We start from the raw sequence: 21605 nt of genomic DNA, 5'->3' as shown, positions 1-21605 counted from the left end.
TTCTAGAAATTTTCGAGTTTCGCTTCGTTGATTTCCACATTTCCGGCGGTCACCGTAATGCAGGTAATAAAATTCTGTAACCGGCTGGAAAGCGCCTTATCGAGATCGTCGGTACCGTCGTCAAACATTTCCACAAATTCGATACAAACAGCTTCTTTGAAACTCAGCGTTTTGAAAGAACCTGTTTCACCGAACTGCTCCACCGTGAGATCGTATTTCTGCGATGGCTTGTTGGCCCATTCGACCAGAAAATCGTCGAGGACCATTTCCAGCTCCATATACAAATGCGCCCACTGGATCGGCGAGGTAATGGACATGGCGTCGTCCACCGTCTGATGCAACTCGAATTGCATGAACATGACGCTGTACTCGTGATCGCCGTCGATTTTTACGTTTGCGCTGTAGGGCATCGCTAGTCTTAATGATTGAATGACTGAATGACTGAATGATTGAATAGGCGTTTGACTTTTTGAGTGACAGCCTGACTTTGACCGGAGGTATTCGGTCATTCAGTCATTCAATCATTCGACATTACTACTGTTGCGCATACTCCGCCGCCCAGGCCGCAGCGTCCAGGTCATCTCCTTTCTGTCCCGTGAGTGCTATCATGAAGTTTTTCGCTGGGAAATAGGGCACCATGTGGATATCGAGGTAAACCTTGTCCTTCTGGTCCTTATCTTGCTCGAAACGCATCACGCTGAACTTCTCGATGAGCTTGCCGGGGCCGGTAACGCTGTCGAGAAACTTGATGATCTGCTTTTTCAGGTCATTCTTGGTGTTATAATCAAAGTTTTCAAATGCGCGGCGGTTCAGGAAATCGATCAGCACTTTGGTGATGTAATCAAAAACGCGGACAACCGAATAGGTCTGCAATCCTACATTATCTCCGTTGAACAGGGTTTTGGCAGAGAACGCCATTACCTTGCTGTATTCATTCACCATCGGGATCAGCCCCATTTTTTCCAGATCGGCGATCTCCGATTTTTTAAGCGGGAACCTCACACCGTCCACTTCGCTGAGCGTACCGTGTTTTTTACCGGCAGCCACTTGCGACATCAGCGTTTTGTACACATTACCCGCCAATGCGGTCGATGGTGGGATGTACAAATCGTCCTCTTCACCCAGGTCGTCGTGTTTCGCACGGCCTACCAGCCAATTGCAGGTCATCATGACGTTCGATAAATGTGCCGCTCCGCCGGTCAGGTTAGCCGATTCAAAGAGCTCCATCACATCCTCGGGCGCATCCAGGTGCATGAAGTCGGTCAGGAGCATTACCTTGTTTTTATGAGCCATTTTCGCCCATTTATCCACCACTTTTCCCGAGCCCAGGTAGCCTGGTACATTCAGGATCGAATAGTTTTCGCGCAGATCGAGGCGGTCGTATTTCGATGCAAGTTCCTCGCCCACGGCATCGATGAACGTGGTCACGTCGAGATCCTGTAACTGATCGGCCGCCGCATTCATGAATGTGACGTTTTTGACCTTGTCCTGTTCGGTGTTTTTGAAAAACATCGCCACAGAGCGGTACGACTGTTCCAGCGGGCGGATCTGCTCCACAGCCTTGCCCAGGTTTTCTTTCAATAATTCAAATGCGGAATCTGCCTGTTTCTGACCGGCTTCGATCATGTCCGGCACACTCTCTGCGCTGCTCAGCAGCTCCGACCATAGTTCCAGGCGCTTTTTCAGTTGCTGGCGCTCTTTCTTCTTGTCGGCTTCGGTGAGGAATATCTTTTTCCGGGCCTTTTTCTCGGGGTTGATATTTGCGGCGCCTTCGATGATCGTCTCCACGAGATCGTAGCTGCCATATTTGGCAAGAAGCGGCAAGCCGGTTTCCAGCGGAACAGCTACGCGTTCGCGGAGGGCTGGGGTGGCTTCTTGGGATGTTTTTGTATCGTCTGCCATTTTAGTTTTGAATGACTGAATGATTGAATGATTGAATAAATTGTGGATTGAATGGTGCCGTGTATTTTGAATTACTCACCACACTCCGACCGGAGGTATTCAGTCATTCAATCATTCGGTCATTCAATCATTAACTCTCTTAGCGTTATCCCGCCTCCTCCAACTCGTTAATCAGCGTCTGGAATACGCCCAGTAATGCGGCCTTGGCTTCTGGTTTTTCCAATGCTGCTTTGAGAATTTTATTCACTTTGAGATGCCTTACCACTTGCTGGTAGGCCTCGCTGCGCGCGTCGAGATCTTGCAGGAATGCGCTTTGGGCGATGATCCCTTTTTTACCAAAATCCCCGAGATTCCTGAACCGCAGGTTCTCATTGATAAAACTGCCGTCGGAAGTGATGAACTCTACTTCCGCCTCGGGCTGATAATGCGCGAAAACTTCTTCGGTGGTTTTGAGATCGTAAACCATTTCCGGCCGCGGCGACGGTTCGCCGGTCAGCTGCGTGGCAAAAAGGGTGCGGTTTTGAGGAATATCAGCAATCCCTTCATTGGACTGATCAATTTTGCGTTCATTACCGCCAATTCCGTAGTTGAACATAGTTGTATAGGATTAAGTAAATACTGTTGTTGCTAACCGATCAAAACTGTGGGACAGCCCGCTACAATGGTTCCGCCGTGAGCGGTGGTGTCGCCGAGACGTGCCGCCGGTTTTCCGCCGATGAGTACGGAGGTGGAACCCATTACAATGGAGTCGGGCGGGCCCGTACATAGGCACATATCGCCTGCACAAGCGGCCGGCTGCCCGCCTATAAGCACAGTGGGGGTGCCCGGGGGCAGCACGGGTCCGCCTACATGGGGCACCGGAGGCGTTCCGGGGGTAACCATCGGGCATACGTGCATATCGCCAATTCTTGCTGCGGGTTGGGACATGGTTTTGGGGCTTTCGGCTGTTGGCTGTCGGCTTTCGGCCTCGGGCTCTCAGTCTGGTGAATGTTAAAAAATTTGTTGTATGCATTTACGTTAATGCGATAGCTGCTTGGCGCGCTTGAAATCGAACAGCGACGTGAGCGATACACCGAGCCCGACTGCCGCTGCGCCTACCGAGACGTAAATGCCCGGTTTGGCATAGCTGGTGAGCCCTTCCGGGTTGTCTATGAGCTTTTTATATTCCTTGTAATCTTTATTAAGCATGCTGTAAGTCACCGCCCCGAATGCGAGGGCAGCCACACCGGCCCCGAGTTTGATCGCGCCCCATTTGCGTGCATTGGTTGCCGCTTCGGCATTGGGCTTGTTGAGCTCTTTGAAAACCCGTTCCCCTTCCTTGGCATCCTCGGGCTTTGCAACCGGCGGACGGTCTGCTGCCCGGCTTACGACCGGCTCTTTTTTGCGTTGCAGCGAATCATAGGTAGCCGAAGGTTTAGGCGTTACCGGCACCGATTTGGCGCTTTCGGCGGAATTAAATGCGATGCGCGTCAGAAACACGATCCAGTCATTGCCCGATTTGTCGGCCCGGAGCTCGGCTACCCGCGCGATGGGCGTGTAAGCGGTATTGTCCTTATTGCTTTTGCCTTTGAAATGCTGGGTGTAAAAAACCTTCACGAACGGGTATTTATCGACTTTGACGTCCGAAACGACCAGGCTGGTGAATTCAATGGTATTGGTTTCCGATTTGGTATAAAACAGGTCGAAATTGCTGAGGTATTTCTCAATGGGCGTATCGAGGCCCGGGGCGCTGCTTTTGTGCCCGGGATCCACATCATCCTCTACGATTACGCCGTCGTTGATGAAAATCTGATCGTTGCTGGGCATATAGCTGTTCATCATCAGGTAGCGGCGCTCGTAGTTGCTGAGGTCCTCGTTGGCAATCGCATTGAGCAGATCATTGAGGCCCTTCACTTTCTCGCGCGCCAGCACGCGTATCTCGTCCGCGTCCCTGCGTGTGAGCGCTTGCGCATCCGCCTGCACAGCGGCGCCCACGATGCCCAGTGCCAGCAGGGCCAACCGCCATGTATAACTGTTGTTCATTCCCGTTTTCATATTTTCAGTTGCTTTTTGGGTCTAAATCAATGATCTGCACCTCCACACGGCGGTTCATGCGCCGGTTTTCCTCGCTGTCGTTGGGCCGGGCCGGAAACTTGCTGCCCACACCCACCGCCGCGATCGCCCCCTCGGGGACGCCTTTACCGATGAGGTACCGCGAAATCACCCGTACGCGGTACTCCGACAGCGTGAGGTTCAGGCCGGGGTTGCCCACATTGTCGGTGTGGCCGGTAATGCGCAGGCCTTTGTTTTTGTTTTCAAGAATGTACACGGCCACCGAATCGAGGTAGGTCCGCGATTGCAGCGGGAGCTTGTAGTCGCTTCTCGGGAAATAGAGCGTCTTATCGGAAGCGGTAATCCCTTTTGGCACCGGTGTTTCAGCGCGGGTAACTACCGGGGCGGTTCGTTCCGGTGCCCGCTCGGCCACGCGCAAAGTCTTCAAGGTAATCCCCTCCTTCACCGATGCCATGGCCGTAACCAGTTCCGGTTGGCCCGATGCGGGTGTAATGCCGAACTTATAATTTCGGCCGGGTGAGAGGTCGGCGAAGTAATGGCTGTCGTTCACCCGGTTCAGGGCAACGTCGGGCTCTCCGTCGCTCCATAACCTGCACAACATGCCTTGCTGGGCTTGCAGGATGTTAACGGACAGGATCGTCCGCTGGCGGTTCAGTTTGATAATGTAGGTCCGCGGCTCCTGATCGGTTTTATCGAGGATAAGGTTCCCGTTGTAAGCCTGGTAACCACCCGATTTGACTTCAATGGCCACAATATCCTTTTCTGTAAATACGATTTCAGCCCTTGGACGGTCGGTGGTCAGCGAAAAGCAGTCCTTTTTTTGTTTTTGGGTATAATAAAGGCAAATCTCAGCAGGCAGCCGCTGGTCCGACAGTGCGTCACGCGCCTCGATCCGCCTGACGATGGAAACGGCTTTCAACGAATCCTTCAATTCGAAATGCTTTTGCTCCGACTGGGCGTACGGTTCGTCGCTGGTTTGTTTGCCCAGGGGCATCATGGCTAGTGAGATGAAAAACGTGCCCTCGGTTTTGCCGTCGATACTCACCGGGATATGCTGTGTCTGAAACTGCGGACATTCGATCGTGAGCTCGATGATATGGCAGGGCATTTCCACGTTGAATACCCCCAGGCTGTCGGCTTTACCGAGCCGCTGCTTGCCCTGCTCGGTTTTGGCGGAGAGGGTGGCGACGAGTGGTGCAGCGCCCGAAATATCGGTGATCTTGCCGGCCAGGTAACCGCATTGCGCATGCAGCGAAGCGGTGGCGGCCTGAAACAAAAGCAGGATGGTGTATAGCCTGGTTTTCATTGTCCCTCGTTGGTTTCGACCCCTATATTTCCCAATAAAACTTCCCAGTTCACCGTATCCTTGCCATCGATGGTTTTCTGATACGATTCGAGTTTGACGCGGATATTCTTGCGGGTAATATCCCCGTAGGCGACTTTTCCATTGGCCGAATAGCCTTCAAAGACCTGCTGCCCGGCGATTGTGCCGTAGTAGTTGCCATCAGCCTCCTGTTTCAGCTCACTCACATATTTGACCTCATTCCAGGTAATATTGATTTTGGCATAGGGAAGGAGTTTCAGACGATTGAGGTATTCTTTAACCGGATATTTTTTTACCCCTTTTGCCGAACTTACGGCGACAGTGGCCTGCGGCTCGAACAGGCTCAGTGCCTGCTGGACAGCCTTGTTCTTATCTTCCGATTTCATGCTTTTATCGCCGATAATGCGCAGGTAGGAGGTGAATTCATCCACCCGGCGAATGCCCTTTGCGCTATATTCCTTGTATTCGGCGTCGGTTAGTACCGGTTTTGTCTGTTCTTTCGGTGGTGGCGGGACGTCTTTTTTCGTAACGGGCTGGCTTTGCGTAGGGTCCGGTTCTTTTCGGACAATTTCCCTTTCCTTTTTCTCGATTTCCTTGTGTGCCAATGCCAGCAATGGTGCCACATCGACTACATCCCGCAGAATTTCATGCCGGCCGTCGCGGTAAATCACCGTCGCCACTTCCTCCTTGTTGATCGACGCCGCATTACCTTCCATCGTCAGGTAGTTGATCACGTCATCGCTTTCATAGGAAATGTTGCCGGTAATGACCGTCAGTGGAACGCTTTTGACGATAATATCCTGACTCACATTCCGCGGGGGCGACTTGTAAAATGCTTCGATCTGTGTCTGCGCCTTGTTGGGGCTTTCGTTCAGTTCGGAAATCACCATGAATTGCCCTGCCGCGCCGAATATGACCAGGAAACGCTTCCTGTGGTAAATCCGCGGGATGCCATCCGAAGCGATCCATTCCAGCTTGCTATCCATCGCACGGCTCAACCTGGCTTGCACGGGATTGCCGTTATCGAGCCAGATCCGGTCCTGGGCCAGCGCCTGAACGGCGAGCAGCGTCATCAAAAATGTAAAGAGTTTCTTCATTATGCCATTAGTTTTCATAAGTGATGAGGCTCATCGTGATGTCGTTGGCTGTCACGTCTTCGATCCGCCATTTCCCGAACCGGCCTTCTCCTGTTTTGAATGCGATCACGGTATTGTCAGTCTGTTCGCTGAATACGTAGGTAATGCTCATACTACCGTAGTTGGCGATGCGCACAAGGTCCAGGTAGGTAAGTTTGTCATAGTCGGCGAGGTCGAGGTTCACGAATTGCAGCTTGTTAGCGGTGTTGATTTCAAGTACAGTCCCCCTGGCCGATATGGAAAAGAAATCGATCGTAATATCCTTTTTCGGATCGTCGGCAGCGAGGAGCGCTGTACCGGTATCGAAGTCGTACCAAAGCGCTTTGGTTCTGGCAACTTTTACGGAGTTGCGTGTGACTACCGCGGGTGGTATAAGGGTCGTTTTGATGTCCAGCGTTTCTCCGTAAGCCATTCCACCACCTTCATTCCGGGCGTAAAGCGCGACGTAATAGCGGGTGTCGGACATTAACCCGGTTATTTTCTGTGCCTGGATCAATACAGGTGTCTGCCCGGGTGTCTCCCCGAGTTTGATCACTTTGTCTTTCTGAACATCGAGTGCGGATGTAGTGCCATATACCAGACCATATTCCTTAATAACACCGCTTTTTTTCTCCTGGCGGTCGTTCTTGCTGTCGGGATTGTTGATTGTCCCGCTGACGGTGATCTCCGTGCGTTTGATATCCACTACTTCCAATTTGGACAATACAGGCGGAAGCGGATCAACCGGCGCAAAGAGGTTACACGACTGAAATAGCACAGTCGGTGCGAGAGCCAGCAATATGGACAGCCATCTTTTCATCCGTTTTTTTCGAAATAATTTACCTTACGGTTACGTGTATACGCTTATGGTTTATCGTAAGTCAGAATAGTCACTTCCATATCTCCTCCGGCAGCAGCGCCAGGCTTTCGATCTTCACCATGGGCGTCGACGCGCAGCTTGCCGTACCTGCCCTGGTTGGTCATAAATGCGATCACCGTACCGTTCTGTAACTGGTTTGCCATTACGTCGGTGTAGCTGCCGTTGATAAAACCGGTGCTGAGATTGGCCCGGGTAAGGTCGCTGTATTTTACCTGGTCAAAATTCACAGCTCCCAAAACCGCAAACTTCGCCCCGTTTCTCGGGTAAATGCCCGGCCTGTCGTTATAGGGGTACCAGTTCAAGTCTTCAGAACCTACTTGCGATACCAGCGCCCCTTGGTCCAGGTCATAAGGATTGGAATAGTACATGGTGAATGATTTCTTGGGTGTAAAAACAGCCGGTTCGCCGAGTGAGAAGCCGGTTGTTGCGTCACTGTAAATGATGCCGCCCAAAGTGATCGCAAATGCGCGGGCATAATAGGTTGTTCCTGCGGCTAATCCGCCTACATTGACGGTGAAGCTGCCCTTGGCCGCTTTGCCGTTGACTGTCGCCCGGCTATCCTTGGTGGTAGGTTCATTGTTGGTGGACGAATAACAGACCCCGAACGAGGAGATTTCCGCATTGCCCAGTGACAATATATTGACGACAACATCGGCCGATACCTTGGAAGTGGTAGTTATCTTACCCAAAGAAAGCTCTGCAAAAACATAATCGTCGGTTTTGAATGTAGCCACAGGCCCGTATCCTACGCCGCCACCCTGGTTGCGGGCATAGGTACGCACATAATAGGTGGTGAGCACGGAGAGCCGGTCTATCTCCCGCACAAATTCAAACGGGGTCGGAGGGTTGTCTTCTCCTACCTTGATCACCGTTCCGGCTTCGAGGGTAGGCTGGTTCTGGGTACCCCAAACAAAACCATATTCAAGAATCTTCCCGCTTTTCTTTTCCTGGCGGTCGTTTTTAGGGTCGAGGTTATCGATTTTTCCTCTCACAGTTGCCCCCGATGTCCACACTTGTTCGACACTCACCTCTGACGCTGCGGGCGGCAACGGATCGACCGGTGCGAACATGTTGCAAGCTTCGATGAGGAAAGCAATTCCTGTAATAATCAGTAAGCTGGTTAACTTTTGCATGGCTTTGATCGCTGTGTTCAGCGGATTTGTTCATTCATATTTTCAGGAAGCCGCCGGGGCTGCCGGGCGCCAGTCATTATCCCAATATTCGATCAGCTGTGGGCTTGCAACCCTTCCGCGGAAGGAAACGGAGGTATCGTAATGCGTTTGCGGGATCAGGTGGTTACGCAGGCGCGTGATCCACGGCTGCGCGTGACGCGGCGTGAGCAATCCGCCCATACCCATCTGATTTTCCCGTTCGGATAATGTTACACCATAGTTGGCATCGCTGTTACCCACCCCTTTGACGTGATTCAATCCGAGCGTGTGGCCAAATTCGTGGTTGATGGTAGTTTGCAAAAACGACACGTTGTGATTTTCCGAGCCGATCCGGGTAAGGCGGTCATTCCAATGGGGTTCCAGGTCGTTGTGGGTGAAAACGCCGGTACGGTTAAACTCTTCCACATAAGACCTGAAAGTGCTCTCGCGCGGGTGAATAATCCGGTAAGTCTGGTGGGCCTGGGAAGAGCTGTCTACCAGCTGGATGGACAGCCCGCATTGGATCGTAGCCGAATTACGCGGAGATGTAGTGCGGGGGACATGCCAATCTTTATTGGGGTCGAGGATGAATTTATCGCTCCAATGCCTTTGTACTACTGTCACAAACTGGTCCTTGTAGGCTTCCCATTCATGGTCGTCCCACCGGTCGAGGTGAAAATGGCCGTAAGTGTCGTGTAACATGCCATTGCCGGTTGCGTAGGTTTCGCCCATAAAAAAGCGGGAGGTCGGTTCGATACGGACCAGACGCACTTTGAATTGCAGGATCATTCCGAAAGTAGTATCGTCAATCGGAATGAGGCATGAATCCCACCGCCTCGCATTTCTGAATAGATGAATGTGCATAATGTTCAGGTTTTCGGATGGATAATTTCCCGATGGGGAGGATCAGGTGGTTGGTCGGGCCTGCGGACGGTAAAACCACATTTGCCCGGAGACGGTCACGCTGCCGCCACTCATGGCGCCGGTACGGAGGTAAAGACGGTTCTGCTGTACATTCTTGCTGCCATTGACATTGCATTCATATACTTCTACCGCGCCGGAAGTATCGACTGACATGACGATCGCAGTGTGGTGCGGACGGGATTCTGTCCGCCATGCGCCATCCGAGCTATCGAACCTGAATGTGTAATTGCGGAACTGGATAATATCGCCCGCTTCCAGGTTGGCCGATGTGATGGCGGTACCCCAGACATAGTTGTCGTTCGGGCCTACGTTGCCCATGATTTCGGTGGACGTCCTGGCGCCGGCGCTTTGCAGCGCGCGTTCGGCAAGTGTCCAGCATTCTCCGTCTCCTACCTGGCTGGCCAGATTGGTTTGCGCGAATTGCGCGACTGCATTTCCAAGTACACTCATTGTTCGATTCAGGAAGGTGTGGATAGTTTATCAAAATGGGTGCTATTCCAATATGCTTTCGGCCTGGTGGACATTCCAGATGACCTCTCCATTGTCGTCGGTGCTGAGGTCAATCATCGAGCCTTTCCCCGCCTGTCCGGAAATAATCATCCGGCTTACCGGCCGCCGGAGCAGGTTCCGGATCACCCCTTTCAGCGGCCTCACGCCATATCTTGGTGTAAAACCTTGCATTGCGATGCTTTTCCGGGCTTCGGGTGTAAGATTGAGCCTGATACCCTGTTTGTCGAGCAGGTCTGTAAAGCTGCGCAAATGGATGTCGAATATTTTAACCACATTATCTTCGGAAATCGGTGCAAACGGGACGATTTCAGTTAGCCTGGCCAGAAACTCCGGCCGGAAATACTTGGCCATGATCTCCATCAGGTCGGATGACTGCGGAATGCCGCCTTTGCCAAACTCCTGGATAATGTGCTCTTGTCCGATGTTCGACGTAAAAAGGATCACGGCATTAGAGAAATCCCCTTCCTTCCCAAGTCTGTCGTGTAACTTGCCTTCGTCGAGAATTTGGAGGAAAAGGTCAAAAACAGAGGGGTGCGCCTTTTCAATTTCATCAAATAACACCACTGAATAGGGTTTCTGACGGATTTTATTCACCAATAACCCGCCTTCCTCGTAACCCACGTATCCCGGAGGCGCACCGTAAAGCAATGCCGCCGAATGCTCCTCCTTGAATTCCGACATATCGAACCGGATCAGGAATGACTCGTCGTTGAAAAGGAAATCGGCGAGTGCCTTAGCGATTTCGGTTTTGCCGGTCCCGGTTGGTCCTAACAGGAAGAACGAACCGATGGGTTGGCCGGCCTTGATGAGACCTGAGCGTGACTCCAGAATGGCCTCGCTTAATGCCTTCACGGCCTGATCCTGGCCTACCACCCTTTTCTTCAATACTTCGTCAATTCCCAGCAGTTTGTCGCGCTCGGAGCTTTGGAGTTTGCCTAGCGGGATGCCGGTTTTGTGAGAAATAATGGCGGCTACATCGTTTTTGCCGATCGAATCGGAGCGTCGGGTAGCCAGGTCGCGCAGTGCTGAAAGTTTGGTACTTAATTGATTATGAATGCCCTCCGGGGTTTCGAGGTCGGTGTCATCCTGGCCGTCGAGCTGGCCGGTGAGCAGCGGGCTGAGCCTGTTGGGAAGCTGCCGGGCAAACCATTTGAGCTCGTGGAGCCTTTCTGCTTCATCTACCGCCATCAGTGTGTCGAGGTCAGTTTGCAAGGTGGTTAGCTCATTTTCAGATACTTCGTCCATTAAGCGCATCGCGGCCATCGTGCGGTCGAGCAGGTCGAGGGCTACGTCGGGCAAACGGCGGTCTTTGACATACCTTTTGGCCAATTTCACAGCCTCGGCGGCAGTGCCTTCGGAAACTTTCAGGCCATGGTGCGCTTCGTAAACCGGCAACATATGTTCGATCATGCGTATTGCAGTGGCTTCGTCGGGCTCTTCCACATGCAATATTTCAAACCGGCGGGAGAAGGCTTCATCTTTTTCGATGTATTTCCTGTATTCTTCTGGTGTGGTTGCACCGATTAATGTAAGTTCGCCGCGTGCCAGTTCCGGTTTGAGCAATTGGGCAACGCCCGCGCCGATCGAACCTTTCGGATCGAGTAGCATGTGAATTTCGTCGATGAACAGAATGGCCTTGTCAAATCCCTTCAGTTCATTTAAAATGCCTTTCAACCGTTCCTCGATTTCGCCCTTATACGAGGCTCCGGCTACCAGTGTCCCGGTATCCAATTCGAGCAAACGGGCATTTTGCAGCAATTGTGGTACTTTTTTCTCGGCAATGAGTTTGGAAAACCCCTCCACCAATGCCGATTTACCTACACCGGGCTCGCCGGTCAATATCACATTAGGCTTGCTTCTGCGGCCCAGAATCTCAGCCATTTGGCGGATTTCCCGGTCGCGACCGATGATGTCGTCGGTTTTGCCTTCCGCCGCCCGCTGGGTTTTATCGGAAGTGTACTTCTCAAGATAGCCGGTGCCTTTTGCTGCTGCCGATGCAGATGGTTTTGTGACTTGATTTTCGCCGTTACTTGCAACAGGCGGAGCATTGTGCAGCGCCAATACCTCTTTCTGCGTAATAGGAAGGGATTTCAACTGATCGGAAGAAAATCCCACTCCGGGTTTGAGTAAAGCGGCTAATGTGCAAAGCGGGTCGGTGTCGATATTGAATTGTAATGCAATGAGTTCCGCAAGTTCCAGTGCCGATGAGGCCTGGTTGTCGGCCTGCGGGACTTCCGGCACGCGCACTGATTTGGCGCTTTCTTCGAGTCGTACCTCGGCCCAATCGCGGAGGTACGCGAGGTCTTTACCGGCCATTACGAGCTCGGAAACGAGGCCCACGTCATTATGCAGCAGGCCCATGAGCAAATGCGCGGGACCAAACCGCTCCTGCCGGTATTCGCGCGCAAGCGACTGTGCGATGGTGATCGCGTATCTGAGTGCTTCGGTTTGCATGGATCAATAGGATAGATTTGGAACGCTGTTTCTCAGGGTTGATTTTTTTGTAATGCCAATAGCCGCTCTGTCGCTTTGGCTTTCATGTCTTTGTTGGCCGTGGAAACCTGTAAGCCATCGAATATCTGTTTCGCCTGGTCATAGTATACTTTCCGGTCGTTTTTGCGCAGGTTTCCCTGGGTGAGCAACTGGTAGTAGCCCTCGGCCTCCGAATACCGCAGCCATTCGCGGTAGGTGACGGCGGTGCCATTTTTGGCAGCAAGGCATTCGTCGAGCTGTCGTTGAATGGCGGCAATGTCCCCACCGCCCGATTTGGAACTCCTGCAATTATCGAGGTCGCGTTGAAGCGCGGCTACTTTGGCTTGCAACTCCTTGTCGGGGCCGCCTCCACCGCCACCTCCTCCTCCGCCGCCTGCTGCGGCAGTCAGCAACTGACGTTCCATGCCTTTGATTTCCAGGTCCTTCATATTGATCTGGTTACGGAGGTCATTCACCATTTGCATATCAATGCCTTTGCTGTCGAGCGTGCGCCTGAGCTCGCCGATCGTCTGACGGTAGGTAACCAATGCCTCGGTCAGCTTTGCGATGCCAGTGGATAAGCGTTTATTCTGCTCGTGCGCCGCGGCTGCCGCCAGGTTGTTGAAATGGCTCATAATGCTGTTAACCCGGCTTTCAATGTCGACCAACTGCGTTCTCGCTGTGGCTTTGGCCATTTCGTCGGTAGCGCTGCTGTAAACGCCGTCGAGCTGGATGAGCCTGCGCGATATCTGGCTGAGCGTGTCGGTATCGATTAGCATCGGGTCCTGCTCTTCGACGATTTCGCGGTACTTGCGCCTTTCCGATGCGTCAACCGAGTCGGGTACGCGCATGAGCAGGTATACAGCTGCCAGCGGGAACGTGAGCGAGAGCACATACATGCCTACAAACCGCCCGATCGCCGATTTTCGCTGAATTTTGTTGAGAGGCTCCATTTCGATATCAATGTTGCTGCCAGTTAATCTAATTTCTTATCTATTTCTTTATCTATTTTTTATCTATTGATCCCCGGGTTAAAACCCGGGGCAAGGGGATTTTTTGTTTTGTGATCCATTTCCGTCGGTTTTAACCGACGGGCAACTGGTCAATTCTAGGGTAAATGGGATTTTTTGTTTTGTGATCCATTTCCGTCGGTTTCAACCGACGGGCAACTGGTCAAATCCCGGGCCAATGGGATTTGGGCTAAAGAGGGCTCCATCGGGATTTTGTCTTCTCCGGCTGCACCGGCGGCTCGTGTACGGGGCTTTCGATGATAAATACCTGCTGTCCTTTACGTTTGCCAATAAATTCAAGCTGGCTCAGTTTCAGGAACAGGGCCGTCCACATGCTGTAAAAACCATCGATGATACGCAGGCCGGGCAACATGTCATTTTGATTGAACGGTGCTTGTATCACGGCTAATAGCTGCTTTTCAATACTCCCGGGCGAGTCGTCGGCCCATTCGCCGAGGTAACCCAGCAGTTCTTCCTTCTCCCGGTCGGTAAGGCATTCCATAGCGACGCGTATGGCCTGGGCTGTCTGGATCATCGAGGTTACCATTTGTACCGGCGGTTCGAAAGGGATAGTCCTTTGAAAACTGATGTTAACCATTGTCATCGTACCGACCAGCCCTTCCACCATCATCTGAACACTGTCCGAGAGCGTACTTTTCTGGCTTTTGGTTTTGATCTTCTGCAAAATCCGGAATGAATACATTTCAATGTCGTTCAAATATCCCGACCACCGGCTGTGCCATTCGCGCAGGTTTTTATGGCTGCGTACTGCCCGGCTTGCCGGTACGAAATCGTGCAATACACGCAATTCGGAGTTGCTGTATGCCAGCTTGCCGATGATCAGCCCCGGGCCGCCCCATTGCTCGATGTTAATGAGCTCCGAAGGTACCAGGCTCACGCGGGACAGCGCGATTGTGTAAGGATGCCGCACCGGAATTTCGGATTCCGAAGGTGTTCCGGTCGGCTGTCTTTCGAACATGCCCACACTGACTACGATATAAATTTCCACATGCTGCGTCATCGGCAGCCGGTATTGTTCCAGGATCCCGGCCAGCGAGGTGTCGAGTTTCAGCTCGTCCGTTTCTTCTATGTCGAGCAGGCTGCCGTCGGGTGTTATTGCCTGGCAGCGGCTCACTTTTACCCTGATCTGATTTCCCGCATCGCCCAGAACCTGTATTTCCAGCGGGTCGCTGCCGTCTTTCGGAAGCAACAGGCCAAAATTGAACGGGGTTAACAATGCTGCCCCGGCGCGTCGAACCTGATCGGTGTGATAGTGATCTGTTTCGATAAAATGCTGCCGTGAGATTTTCATCCCATCCACCCAGTTGACGGCCATGCGACGGATATCTGCCATACTAATTTGTAATTACGAGTACTACATTTTCATGGCTGCTTTCACCAGCCCTATCACCGAACGTACACCGAATTTTCTGAACAGACTTCGCCGGTAGGCTTCCACCGTGGAAATGCTCACTTGCAGCCTTTCGGCGATTTCCTTGGAGCTCATTTCGTCCATGATCAGATCCAGGATTTCCTTTTCGCGCTTTGTCAGTTCCATAATTAAAACACTTAGACAAAGTTGTTGCGGCGCAAGCGCTATTTCAATCGGCGGATACCCTGAATTTTTCGAATTTTTACCCTGATTTTACTAATGGTTTTGGTTATTGATTTTAAGGGTTTCCCATGATGAAAACCGGTAAAAAACTACACTACGCCCATGCGGACGGCTATTTTGGTGAGACCTACCGAGTTTCGTACGCCCAGTTTCTGAAAGAGGTTACGGCGGTGCGTTTCGACGGTTTTATCACTGATGCAAAGCTCGCTGGCGATCTTGTTGGTAGAGTATTCGCTGGCGACGAGCCGGAGGATTTCGACTTCTCTTTTACTTAAAAAATCACGTGTAGAAGGCGCCGGTTCCTGGATATATTTGTCCATGGATGTTTCGGCGAGTTTGAGCATGACTTCCTGCCCGTAATACACTTTTCCTTCCGAAACGGCACGTATGGCGCGTTCCCATTCATCGAGCTCGGCTTCGAAAACAATGTAGCCGCTTACGCCCGACCGCACTACCTCGCGGACCGATTCGGCCGATGGGCTGGGGGCGAGCAGGAGGAATTTCAGTTTGGGGTAGAGTTTTCTGATCTTTAAAATCTGGTCTGCCGTCTTCTCGGCGTGATGGTCGAATACAACTACTATATCAATTTCTTTCAGGTAGGGTAACTGGGTGATTTGTTCAAGATTATTACACTTACCAACCAGCTCTATGTAAGACCTCCTCCTCAGCCATTCTGCAACCGCCTCGCACTCTAATGGATGCGGATGGACGAGGCACGCGTGTGTAATAGAATGTTCCATACTTTTCGGGGTTGAGTATTAGAATTTACACATCAAAATTAATTCTAAGCGACAGGTCCGGTCAATACGGGAAAGTACAGGAAAAGCCAGGTAAGATTACCCGGTTTCGTAAAGGGTTGAAAATTAGCGTTTTTTGTCCAAAATCCTAACTAATTGTTTGCATTACCCAAAATATAAGGGAATCCCTTAGGGGTATTCACTGACTGTTTACTATATACGTCGAATTATTTCTCGGGCTATTCCTTGATCCGCCCGTATTTGCGCATGATTTCCAGCACTTTGTCCTTGGGAAGCTCTTCTACCTTGTGGCCCTGGGTCCCTTCGGAAGTTTTGGCCATAAAAAGCGAATTGATAATGGCTTCCTCCGTCGCCTCCATGGCCGCCATGAAGAGCGGCGAAACGTAGTCGTTGTGCAGGAAAGCCGAGCTGAAAACCGGTTCGGAGGTTTCGTGCAGTACTTTGTTGGCCGTCGAAAAGGCGATCACATAGTCGCCGCTGCCGTTCGCGGCGATGCCGCCGGTTTGCGCCATACCGAGCATGACGCGCTTGGCAAGCCGTTTCAGGTTACGGGCGTCCAAAGGCGCGTCCGTGGCGAGTACCATCATGCAGGAACCGTCCGACGACTTGTCGAGCGATTCCTTAAAGGCATATTTGCCCAGTTCCTGGCCTACCGGCACGCCATTTACCCGCAATACGCCTCCGAAATTTGTTTGAACCAATACCCCTACCGTATAGTTGCCCAGCTTTTCGGGCAGTTTCCGCGAGGCTGTGCCAATGCCTCCTTTCCAGCCAAAACAAACCGTGCCTGTCCCGGCGCCTACATTACCCTCTGTCACAGGGCCGCTTTCGGCCTGGGCGAGCGCATTGAGGACGTGGTCTTTTCGCACGTAGCGTCCCCGGATGTCGTTCAGGAAGCCATCATTCGTTTCTCCGATAACCGGGTTCACGGATCTTACATTTTCATTGCCTTTCTGGCCCAATGTCCAGTCAATCACGGCGTCCGCGGCGGTGGGTACGCTTAATGTGTTGGTTAAAACAATAGGAGATTCTATGGTGCCTAGCTCTTCAACCTGCGAATAGCCCGTCATTTTGCCGAAACCATTACCAATGTACATGGCCGCCTGAACCTTTTGCTGGAACATGTTACCATCGTGCGGAAGAATAGCCGTCACGCCCGTGCGTACATCGGCGCCTTCCGTGAGCGTCACCTGACCTACTTTCACGCCCGTCACATCCGTGATCGCGTTCCATGCGCCCGTGGGTAAAACACCTATTTTGATACCCAGTTCGCGGGGGCGTTTCTGGGCGGCAAGGGTGAGCGGGAGCATGACGAGGAGTGAGATCAGGAGCTTCATAGGTCAGTTTGATTCAGGATGAAATATAATAAAAAATCCACTGGGAACCGGGGTTCTCCAGTGGATACATCTGCTGTTGAAGTGTAATTTTTAATCGTTGTCGGGACGTGCTTTTTCCGGGTCGATCACCGTTTCCATGCGGCTCACAGCCGATGTGCTGAAAAATCCGAGTGCTTTGGGGCCCTTGGCATCGGCATTGATGATATTGGACCGGACATTGGCGATCGGGGTGGCGAACAATCCGCCATTCGTACCTTGCTCGTTCACCTGTTTGAGAAACTCGAATGCCTCATAGGTAATGCTGTGCAGCTCGACACCTATTTGCGCACCAGCTGAATACAATGAGTCGGTTGTGATCGATTCGCGCAATGGAAGGATGAATATCAGCCCGTCGGATGGCGCGCCCGCACCGAATGCAGCGTCGTAGGCAATGGAAATGTTGGCGGCTTTGTCTACGACCGCTTTGCCTCGGATTACCGGTTTGATCCAATACGTATCGCCTTCGCCTTCGAGGTCACGGGCGTAGAATGACGCCACAAAACCTTCGCGAGGCCCCTTATCGGGCTCGAAAGGCCATTTTTCGTGGCGATATACCACCGAATCCACGGTTGGAACGCGTTTCAGTTCGGATTGGGCGGTGAAGGTGTCAGTGCCGTTCACGACTTTGAGCGAGTAGGTGCGGCCTACGTGCCCGAGCGTGTCGGCAGTAGTTTTACCCCAGGTATACTTGCCGTCGCCGTCGGTGTCCTCGAATTTGTAAACTTTGCCTTTGTCGTCGGTAACCGTTACCACCGCGCCCAGCACGGGTTTAGGTGCATTATTGTCGAAATAGGCTTGTGACCACGACAATTTGATGGCCTGCTCGCCAGGTTGGTTGGTCAACCAGCCGTCTACCACGAGCTGGGAAGGGCCGTTTGCCGTATCGAGATCGATCACATCTTCGCAGCTTGTGAGGGACATCAATGCGAGCGCGAACAATGCAGGGTATTTGATATATTTTAATGTTTTCATCATTGCAGTTTTTCTGGCGTGATTTCAGTTTGCTGGTATCAGAATTTGAAGTTGTAAGTCACGGAAGGAATGAAGTTTCCAATAATTGAATAGCGTACGGCTTCTGCTTTAAGCGGGTTGTCCTCATTAGTCCGCGTGTAAACCGAGAACGGGTTGCGACGGTTGTAAACATTATACACCGAGAATACCCACTCGCCTTCACCTGCTTTAAACAGCTTCTTCTTTGCCTTTAAAGTAGCTGCCAAATCCAGACGGTGGTAAGCCGGAATGCGGCTGTTGTTGCGCAATCCATCATAGTTGTTACCGAGCACCATGTCGCCCACAGTGTAACGGTTGGTCGGGAATGTGGCCGGGGTACCGCTTTGGATGGTGAAGTTCGAAGAAAGCGACAATCGCTTGTTCAACTCATAAATAGCCACCGCGGTGATGTTATGCGGCTTATCGAAGCGTGCAGGGAACCAGTCGTCATTGTTGATGGATTCGACCAAACGTTCTGTCCTCGAAAGCGTGTAGCTTACCCAACCGGTCAGTCTGCCTTTGTTTTTCTTTACATAAAACTCGGCCCCGTAAGCGCGACCTTTACCGAACAGCAGGTCGCCGGTGAAATATTCGTTCAGCAGCAGGTCGGATGCCGGCACATAATCGATCTGATTGTACAGTTTTTTGTAATACACTTCCACAGAAGCCTCGAAGGTATTATCCTTGAAATTTTGGAACCAGCCTAATGCAACCTGATCGGCCTTTTCGGGCTTGATATTAATGCCGCTCAAAGTCCAGACATCGAGTGGTGAACTGGCTGCGGTGTTGGAAAGCAAATGCAAATATTGCGATGTGCGGTTATAGCTGGCCTTAATGGACGCATTGCTCGTAATACCGATGTTCAATGCCGCCCGCGGTTCCAGGTTGCCGTAGCTTTTGATCACATCACCTCTTTTGTATTCGGTACCCGGGAAAATGGGATCTTTTCGAACGCCCTTGCCCTTATCGGCGTACTCGTATTCCGTGGCTGGTCCGAGGCTGCGGAAGTAGGAGTACCGCGCGCCATACTGCAATGAAATGCGGTCGCCGAATTTCAACTCATTACCTATATATAATGCAGATTCGTCGGCATAGCGGGGTTCAAGGCTGATGTCCTGCATATCGCCTTCCGAAACGAAGGTCGCCTTGCCGGGGCGTGTGTCATAATAAATGTACTGGCCACCAAACGTCAGCTGGTTGTTAGGGGTGATGTAGAATGTAAAATCAGGTTTGATACTGGTGCTGATAATCTTCGATTTCCAATCGAATTTGTCCTTTGCATCGGGCTTGTTCTGGTTCTGGCCCAGGTTATAGTCGTAGTTGCTGTAATAACCGGTCAGGTTCATGAAAAGCTTATTGGAAAAAATGTGGTTCCAGCGGGCTGTGGCCGTTTTGTTCCCCCATCCAAAGCCGAAATCGCCGCCTCCGAACACGTCTTTTCCAAAATAGCCCGAAGCATAGAAGGTATCCTTGTTACCCAATTGATAATTGACCTTCGCCGTCAGGTCATAGAAATAGAATTTGGAATCTTTCAAATCCGAGTTCAAAAATGGCTTTGCCAGAATATCAATGTAGGAACGACGGCCTGCCACGATGAACGACCCTTTTCCTTTTGCAAAAGGCTGCTCGTACGTTAAACGGGAGAAGATAGAACCGATACCGCCATTGATCTCGCGTTTTTTGGCATTACCTTCTTTCATACGGACGTCGAGAATGGAAGAAATCCGGCCGCCATATTGCGAGGGAATACCGCCTTTGATGAGCTTCACATCCTTCACCGCATCCGGGTTGAATACCGAGAAGAAGCCGAACAAGTGGGAAGAGTTGTAAACCGGTGCTTCGTCCAGCAATACCAGGTTTTGAGAGACATCGCCCCCGCGGACGTTAAAGCCGGAGGCCCCTTCACCGACGGTCGTCACGCCGGGAAGCAACTGAATGCTGCGGATAAGGTCCACCTCGCCGAGCAATGCGGGCATTTTGCGGATGGTTTTCATTTCCACCTTGTTCACCGACATTTCGATGCTGCGGACGTTTTCATCTTCTTTTTGTGTCGAAATCGTCACTTCCGCGAGTTGATTGCTTTCGTCGGCCATTTCAATACTCACGGTCTTGTCGCCGTCGAGTACCACCTCGCGGGTCACTTTCTGGTAACCGATGTAGGTAAAAACGAGCGTGTACTTGCCGTCAGGAAGGGTGAGCGAATAGAAACCGTAAGGGTTGGTGACAACGCCGGTTTCGGCTTCACGTACGTAAACGGATACGCCAATGAGTCCCTCGCCATTCGAGTTATCTTTGACGTAACCGCTCACGGAGTGCCGGTTCTGTGCGAGCGCCGGCAGGCTGATCAAGGCTAATAGAAGGCATTTGAGTATTCTGTTTTTCATGGACTGGATTTGTTTACTATCAAATTGGTTTATGTTGCTGTGAGCGGAGGCAGTCATTCTTGCAGACGATCAAATTGAATTTTTCCTTTTCTCCGTGACAACTCAGTGTGGATATACCCCCTTCCAATTGCTAAAAAATATTTCTACAATTTTTTCAAGGCCCGACAAAGCACGTGTTAATCGGCCTAAAAAGACAGCAAAAAATGATGAACTGGTGAAAAACCTGAATAAATGGCTCGATGCCTGAAATGAAACAATGAGAGCGCTTATGGTATTATTTCAAGGTATTTTTGACACAGCAGAGGTGTCGGGGCATTGTTCCAAAAGCTGTGCGCTGGTTTTTTGAAGAAGAGGGTGAACGAAACCGGCGGCAATCTCCGCTAACGGGGCGAGCACAAAACGGCGGTCCTGAATGCGCGGGTGCGGTAACGTAAGGCGGGCGCTGTCCATGACAGTTTGCCCGAAATATAAAATATCGATGTCGATCACGCGTGCGCCCCAGCGCTCGTAACGTACGCGCCCGAGGTCGTGCTCGATATTGAGAATGATCCTGAGCAAATCCTCAGGCAGGAGGGAGGTGGAGATTTCCAGTACCTGGTTCAGGAATACCGGCTGGTCGGTATTGCCCCAGGGTTCGGTTTCGTAGATGGCAGACTGACGGATAATACTCCCTGCCTGTGCCGCAATCGCCTCGCGTGCGGATGCAAGCACCTGCCCGCGATCGCCGAGATTAGAGCCTAACAACAGAAAAACCTGACCGGTGACCGCCATCACGAAAAGTGTTTGGAATAAACAATCCACGAAAAAAAGGACTTCCCGATCGGAGGAAAGTCCTTTTCCAATAAATTCGTAAAATTCCTTTTAGAACGTAAGCGTTCCTTTGTCGTATGCTTTTTGTATAGTTGCTTCGATACCATTCTTGTTGATAGTACGAAGAGCAGAAGCTGCTACTTTCAACGTAACCCATTCTCCTGATGAAGGAAGGAAGAAACGTTTCTTTTGCAAATTCGGGAAGAATTTACGTTTTGTTTTATTGTTAGCGTGGGAAACGTTATTTCCGACACGAGTTCTTTTACCAGATATTTGACAAACCTTAGCCATGACTTACAATTTTTCCAAATGAGGGTGCAAAGATGCGTAAT

General features: G+C 51.4%; 21 protein-coding genes. All 21 read right to left on the bottom strand.

Translation table 11 applies throughout. From position 1 onward, the window contains the following. Window positions 1–2 precede the first annotated feature (2 nt). The 21 genes from tssD to rpmB all read right to left on the bottom strand — a co-directional run bounded on the left by tssD (window position 3) and on the right by rpmB (window position 21564). Window positions 3–410 carry a type VI secretion system tube protein TssD gene (gene tssD, locus J7619_RS17335; RefSeq protein WP_291201063.1) on the bottom strand — a complete coding sequence of 136 codons (408 nt, stop codon included), beginning with the start codon at window positions 408–410 and terminating at the stop codon, window positions 3–5. A 124-nt stretch (window positions 411–534) separates the two neighbouring features. Beyond that, entirely contained in the window at window positions 535–1902 is a 1368-nt protein-coding gene (locus tag J7619_RS17330; protein WP_291201060.1) for a DUF5458 family protein, read from the bottom strand. A 145-nt stretch (window positions 1903–2047) separates the two neighbouring features. Continuing rightward, complete coding sequence (locus J7619_RS17325; protein ID WP_291201057.1) at window positions 2048–2497, bottom strand: hypothetical protein; 450 nt, start codon at window positions 2495–2497, stop codon at window positions 2048–2050. A gap of 32 nt (window positions 2498–2529) precedes the next feature. Next, complete coding sequence (locus J7619_RS17320; protein ID WP_291201055.1) at window positions 2530–2829, bottom strand: PAAR domain-containing protein; 300 nt, start codon at window positions 2827–2829, stop codon at window positions 2530–2532. Between the two features lie 90 nt (window positions 2830–2919). Then, a complete protein-coding gene (locus J7619_RS17315; RefSeq protein WP_291201053.1) occupies window positions 2920–3924 on the bottom strand; it encodes a hypothetical protein in 1005 nt (334 codons plus the stop codon). Window positions 3925–3940: 16 nt separating this feature from the next. Further along, window positions 3941–5260: an OmpA family protein gene (locus J7619_RS17310; protein ID WP_291201051.1), complete on the bottom strand. Its 1320-nt coding sequence runs from the start codon at window positions 5258–5260 to the stop codon at window positions 3941–3943. Then, complete coding sequence (locus tag J7619_RS17305) at window positions 5257–6375, bottom strand: hypothetical protein (protein WP_291201049.1); 1119 nt, start codon at window positions 6373–6375, stop codon at window positions 5257–5259. The genes J7619_RS17310 and J7619_RS17305 overlap by 4 nt, the downstream gene beginning before the upstream one ends. A 7-nt stretch (window positions 6376–6382) precedes the next feature. Continuing rightward, on the bottom strand, window positions 6383–7213 hold the full coding sequence (locus J7619_RS17300) for a fibronectin type III domain-containing protein (protein ID WP_291201047.1): 831 nt from the start codon (window positions 7211–7213) through the stop codon (window positions 6383–6385). A 44-nt stretch (window positions 7214–7257) separates the two neighbouring features. After that, the gene (locus tag J7619_RS17295) at window positions 7258–8406 is read right to left on the bottom strand and encodes a hypothetical protein (protein ID WP_291201045.1); all 1149 of its coding nucleotides are present in this window, start codon (window positions 8404–8406) and stop codon (window positions 7258–7260) included. A gap of 42 nt (window positions 8407–8448) precedes the next feature. After that, window positions 8449–9288, bottom strand: coding sequence for a hypothetical protein (locus J7619_RS17290; RefSeq protein ID WP_291201043.1), 840 nt, complete (start codon window positions 9286–9288; stop codon window positions 8449–8451). A gap of 42 nt (window positions 9289–9330) precedes the next feature. Then, window positions 9331–9798: a hypothetical protein gene (locus tag J7619_RS17285; RefSeq protein ID WP_291201042.1), complete on the bottom strand. Its 468-nt coding sequence runs from the start codon at window positions 9796–9798 to the stop codon at window positions 9331–9333. 42 nt (window positions 9799–9840) lie between these two features. After that, window positions 9841–12312: an ATP-dependent Clp protease ATP-binding subunit gene (locus tag J7619_RS17280; RefSeq protein WP_291201040.1), complete on the bottom strand. Its 2472-nt coding sequence runs from the start codon at window positions 12310–12312 to the stop codon at window positions 9841–9843. A 32-nt stretch (window positions 12313–12344) separates the two neighbouring features. Next, the gene (locus J7619_RS17275; RefSeq protein ID WP_291201038.1) at window positions 12345–13283 is read right to left on the bottom strand and encodes a hypothetical protein; all 939 of its coding nucleotides are present in this window, start codon (window positions 13281–13283) and stop codon (window positions 12345–12347) included. Window positions 13284–13530: 247 nt separating this feature from the next. After that, window positions 13531–14694: a hypothetical protein gene (locus tag J7619_RS17270; protein ID WP_291201036.1), complete on the bottom strand. Its 1164-nt coding sequence runs from the start codon at window positions 14692–14694 to the stop codon at window positions 13531–13533. A 21-nt stretch (window positions 14695–14715) separates the two neighbouring features. Beyond that, complete coding sequence (locus J7619_RS17265; protein WP_262510557.1) at window positions 14716–14940, bottom strand: response regulator transcription factor; 225 nt, start codon at window positions 14938–14940, stop codon at window positions 14716–14718. Between the two features lie 104 nt (window positions 14941–15044). Next, on the bottom strand, window positions 15045–15695 hold the full coding sequence (locus J7619_RS17260; protein ID WP_291201034.1) for a response regulator transcription factor: 651 nt from the start codon (window positions 15693–15695) through the stop codon (window positions 15045–15047). 236 nt (window positions 15696–15931) lie between these two features. After that, window positions 15932–17050 (bottom strand): P1 family peptidase, encoded by a 1119-nt coding sequence (locus J7619_RS17255; protein WP_291201032.1) that lies wholly within the window; start codon window positions 17048–17050, stop codon window positions 15932–15934. Between the two features lie 90 nt (window positions 17051–17140). Next, window positions 17141–18064 (bottom strand): DUF4249 domain-containing protein, encoded by a 924-nt coding sequence (locus J7619_RS17250; protein WP_291201030.1) that lies wholly within the window; start codon window positions 18062–18064, stop codon window positions 17141–17143. 35 nt (window positions 18065–18099) lie between these two features. Beyond that, a complete protein-coding gene (locus J7619_RS17245) occupies window positions 18100–20463 on the bottom strand; it encodes a TonB-dependent receptor (RefSeq protein WP_291201028.1) in 2364 nt (787 codons plus the stop codon). Between the two features lie 279 nt (window positions 20464–20742). Then, window positions 20743–21234: a 2-amino-4-hydroxy-6-hydroxymethyldihydropteridine diphosphokinase gene (folK, locus tag J7619_RS17240; RefSeq protein WP_291201026.1), complete on the bottom strand. Its 492-nt coding sequence runs from the start codon at window positions 21232–21234 to the stop codon at window positions 20743–20745. Window positions 21235–21324: 90 nt separating this feature from the next. Continuing rightward, window positions 21325–21564, bottom strand: a complete 240-nt coding sequence (gene rpmB, locus J7619_RS17235) for a 50S ribosomal protein L28 (RefSeq protein WP_015813019.1) — start codon at window positions 21562–21564, stop codon at window positions 21325–21327. Between the last annotated feature and the right edge of the window lie 41 nt (window positions 21565–21605).

The sequence above is a fragment of the Dyadobacter sp. genome (assembly GCF_017744695.1).
Taxonomy (GTDB): domain Bacteria; phylum Bacteroidota; class Bacteroidia; order Cytophagales; family Spirosomataceae; genus Dyadobacter.
This window is presented reverse-complemented; position numbering and strand designations above follow the sequence as displayed.

Coding starts and splice junctions, on each gene's coding strand:
- J7619_RS17315 (WP_291201053.1), bottom strand. CDS start 3,924: ATGAACAACAGTTATACATGGCGGTTGGCCCTGCTGGCACTGGGCATC.
- J7619_RS17305 (WP_291201049.1), bottom strand. CDS start 6,375: ATGAAGAAACTCTTTACATTTTTGATGACGCTGCTCGCCGTTCAGGCG.
- J7619_RS17285 (WP_291201042.1), bottom strand. CDS start 9,798: ATGAGTGTACTTGGAAATGCAGTCGCGCAATTCGCGCAAACCAATCTG.
- folK (WP_291201026.1), bottom strand. CDS start 21,234: ATGGCGGTCACCGGTCAGGTTTTTCTGTTGTTAGGCTCTAATCTCGGC.
- tssD (WP_291201063.1), bottom strand. CDS start 410: ATGCCCTACAGCGCAAACGTAAAAATCGACGGCGATCACGAGTACAGC.
- J7619_RS17320 (WP_291201055.1), bottom strand. CDS start 2,829: ATGTCCCAACCCGCAGCAAGAATTGGCGATATGCACGTATGCCCGATG.
- J7619_RS17250 (WP_291201030.1), bottom strand. CDS start 18,064: ATGATGAAAACATTAAAATATATCAAATACCCTGCATTGTTCGCGCTC.
- J7619_RS17295 (WP_291201045.1), bottom strand. CDS start 8,406: ATGCAAAAGTTAACCAGCTTACTGATTATTACAGGAATTGCTTTCCTC.
- J7619_RS17245 (WP_291201028.1), bottom strand. CDS start 20,463: ATGAAAAACAGAATACTCAAATGCCTTCTATTAGCCTTGATCAGCCTG.
- J7619_RS17310 (WP_291201051.1), bottom strand. CDS start 5,260: ATGAAAACCAGGCTATACACCATCCTGCTTTTGTTTCAGGCCGCCACC.
- J7619_RS17270 (WP_291201036.1), bottom strand. CDS start 14,694: ATGGCAGATATCCGTCGCATGGCCGTCAACTGGGTGGATGGGATGAAA.
- J7619_RS17325 (WP_291201057.1), bottom strand. CDS start 2,497: ATGTTCAACTACGGAATTGGCGGTAATGAACGCAAAATTGATCAGTCC.
- J7619_RS17280 (WP_291201040.1), bottom strand. CDS start 12,312: ATGCAAACCGAAGCACTCAGATACGCGATCACCATCGCACAGTCGCTT.
- rpmB (WP_015813019.1), bottom strand. CDS start 21,564: ATGGCTAAGGTTTGTCAAATATCTGGTAAAAGAACTCGTGTCGGAAAT.
- J7619_RS17300 (WP_291201047.1), bottom strand. CDS start 7,213: ATGAAAAGATGGCTGTCCATATTGCTGGCTCTCGCACCGACTGTGCTA.
- J7619_RS17260 (WP_291201034.1), bottom strand. CDS start 15,695: ATGGAACATTCTATTACACACGCGTGCCTCGTCCATCCGCATCCATTA.
- J7619_RS17290 (WP_291201043.1), bottom strand. CDS start 9,288: ATGCACATTCATCTATTCAGAAATGCGAGGCGGTGGGATTCATGCCTC.
- J7619_RS17255 (WP_291201032.1), bottom strand. CDS start 17,050: ATGAAGCTCCTGATCTCACTCCTCGTCATGCTCCCGCTCACCCTTGCC.
- J7619_RS17275 (WP_291201038.1), bottom strand. CDS start 13,283: ATGGAGCCTCTCAACAAAATTCAGCGAAAATCGGCGATCGGGCGGTTT.
- J7619_RS17330 (WP_291201060.1), bottom strand. CDS start 1,902: ATGGCAGACGATACAAAAACATCCCAAGAAGCCACCCCAGCCCTCCGC.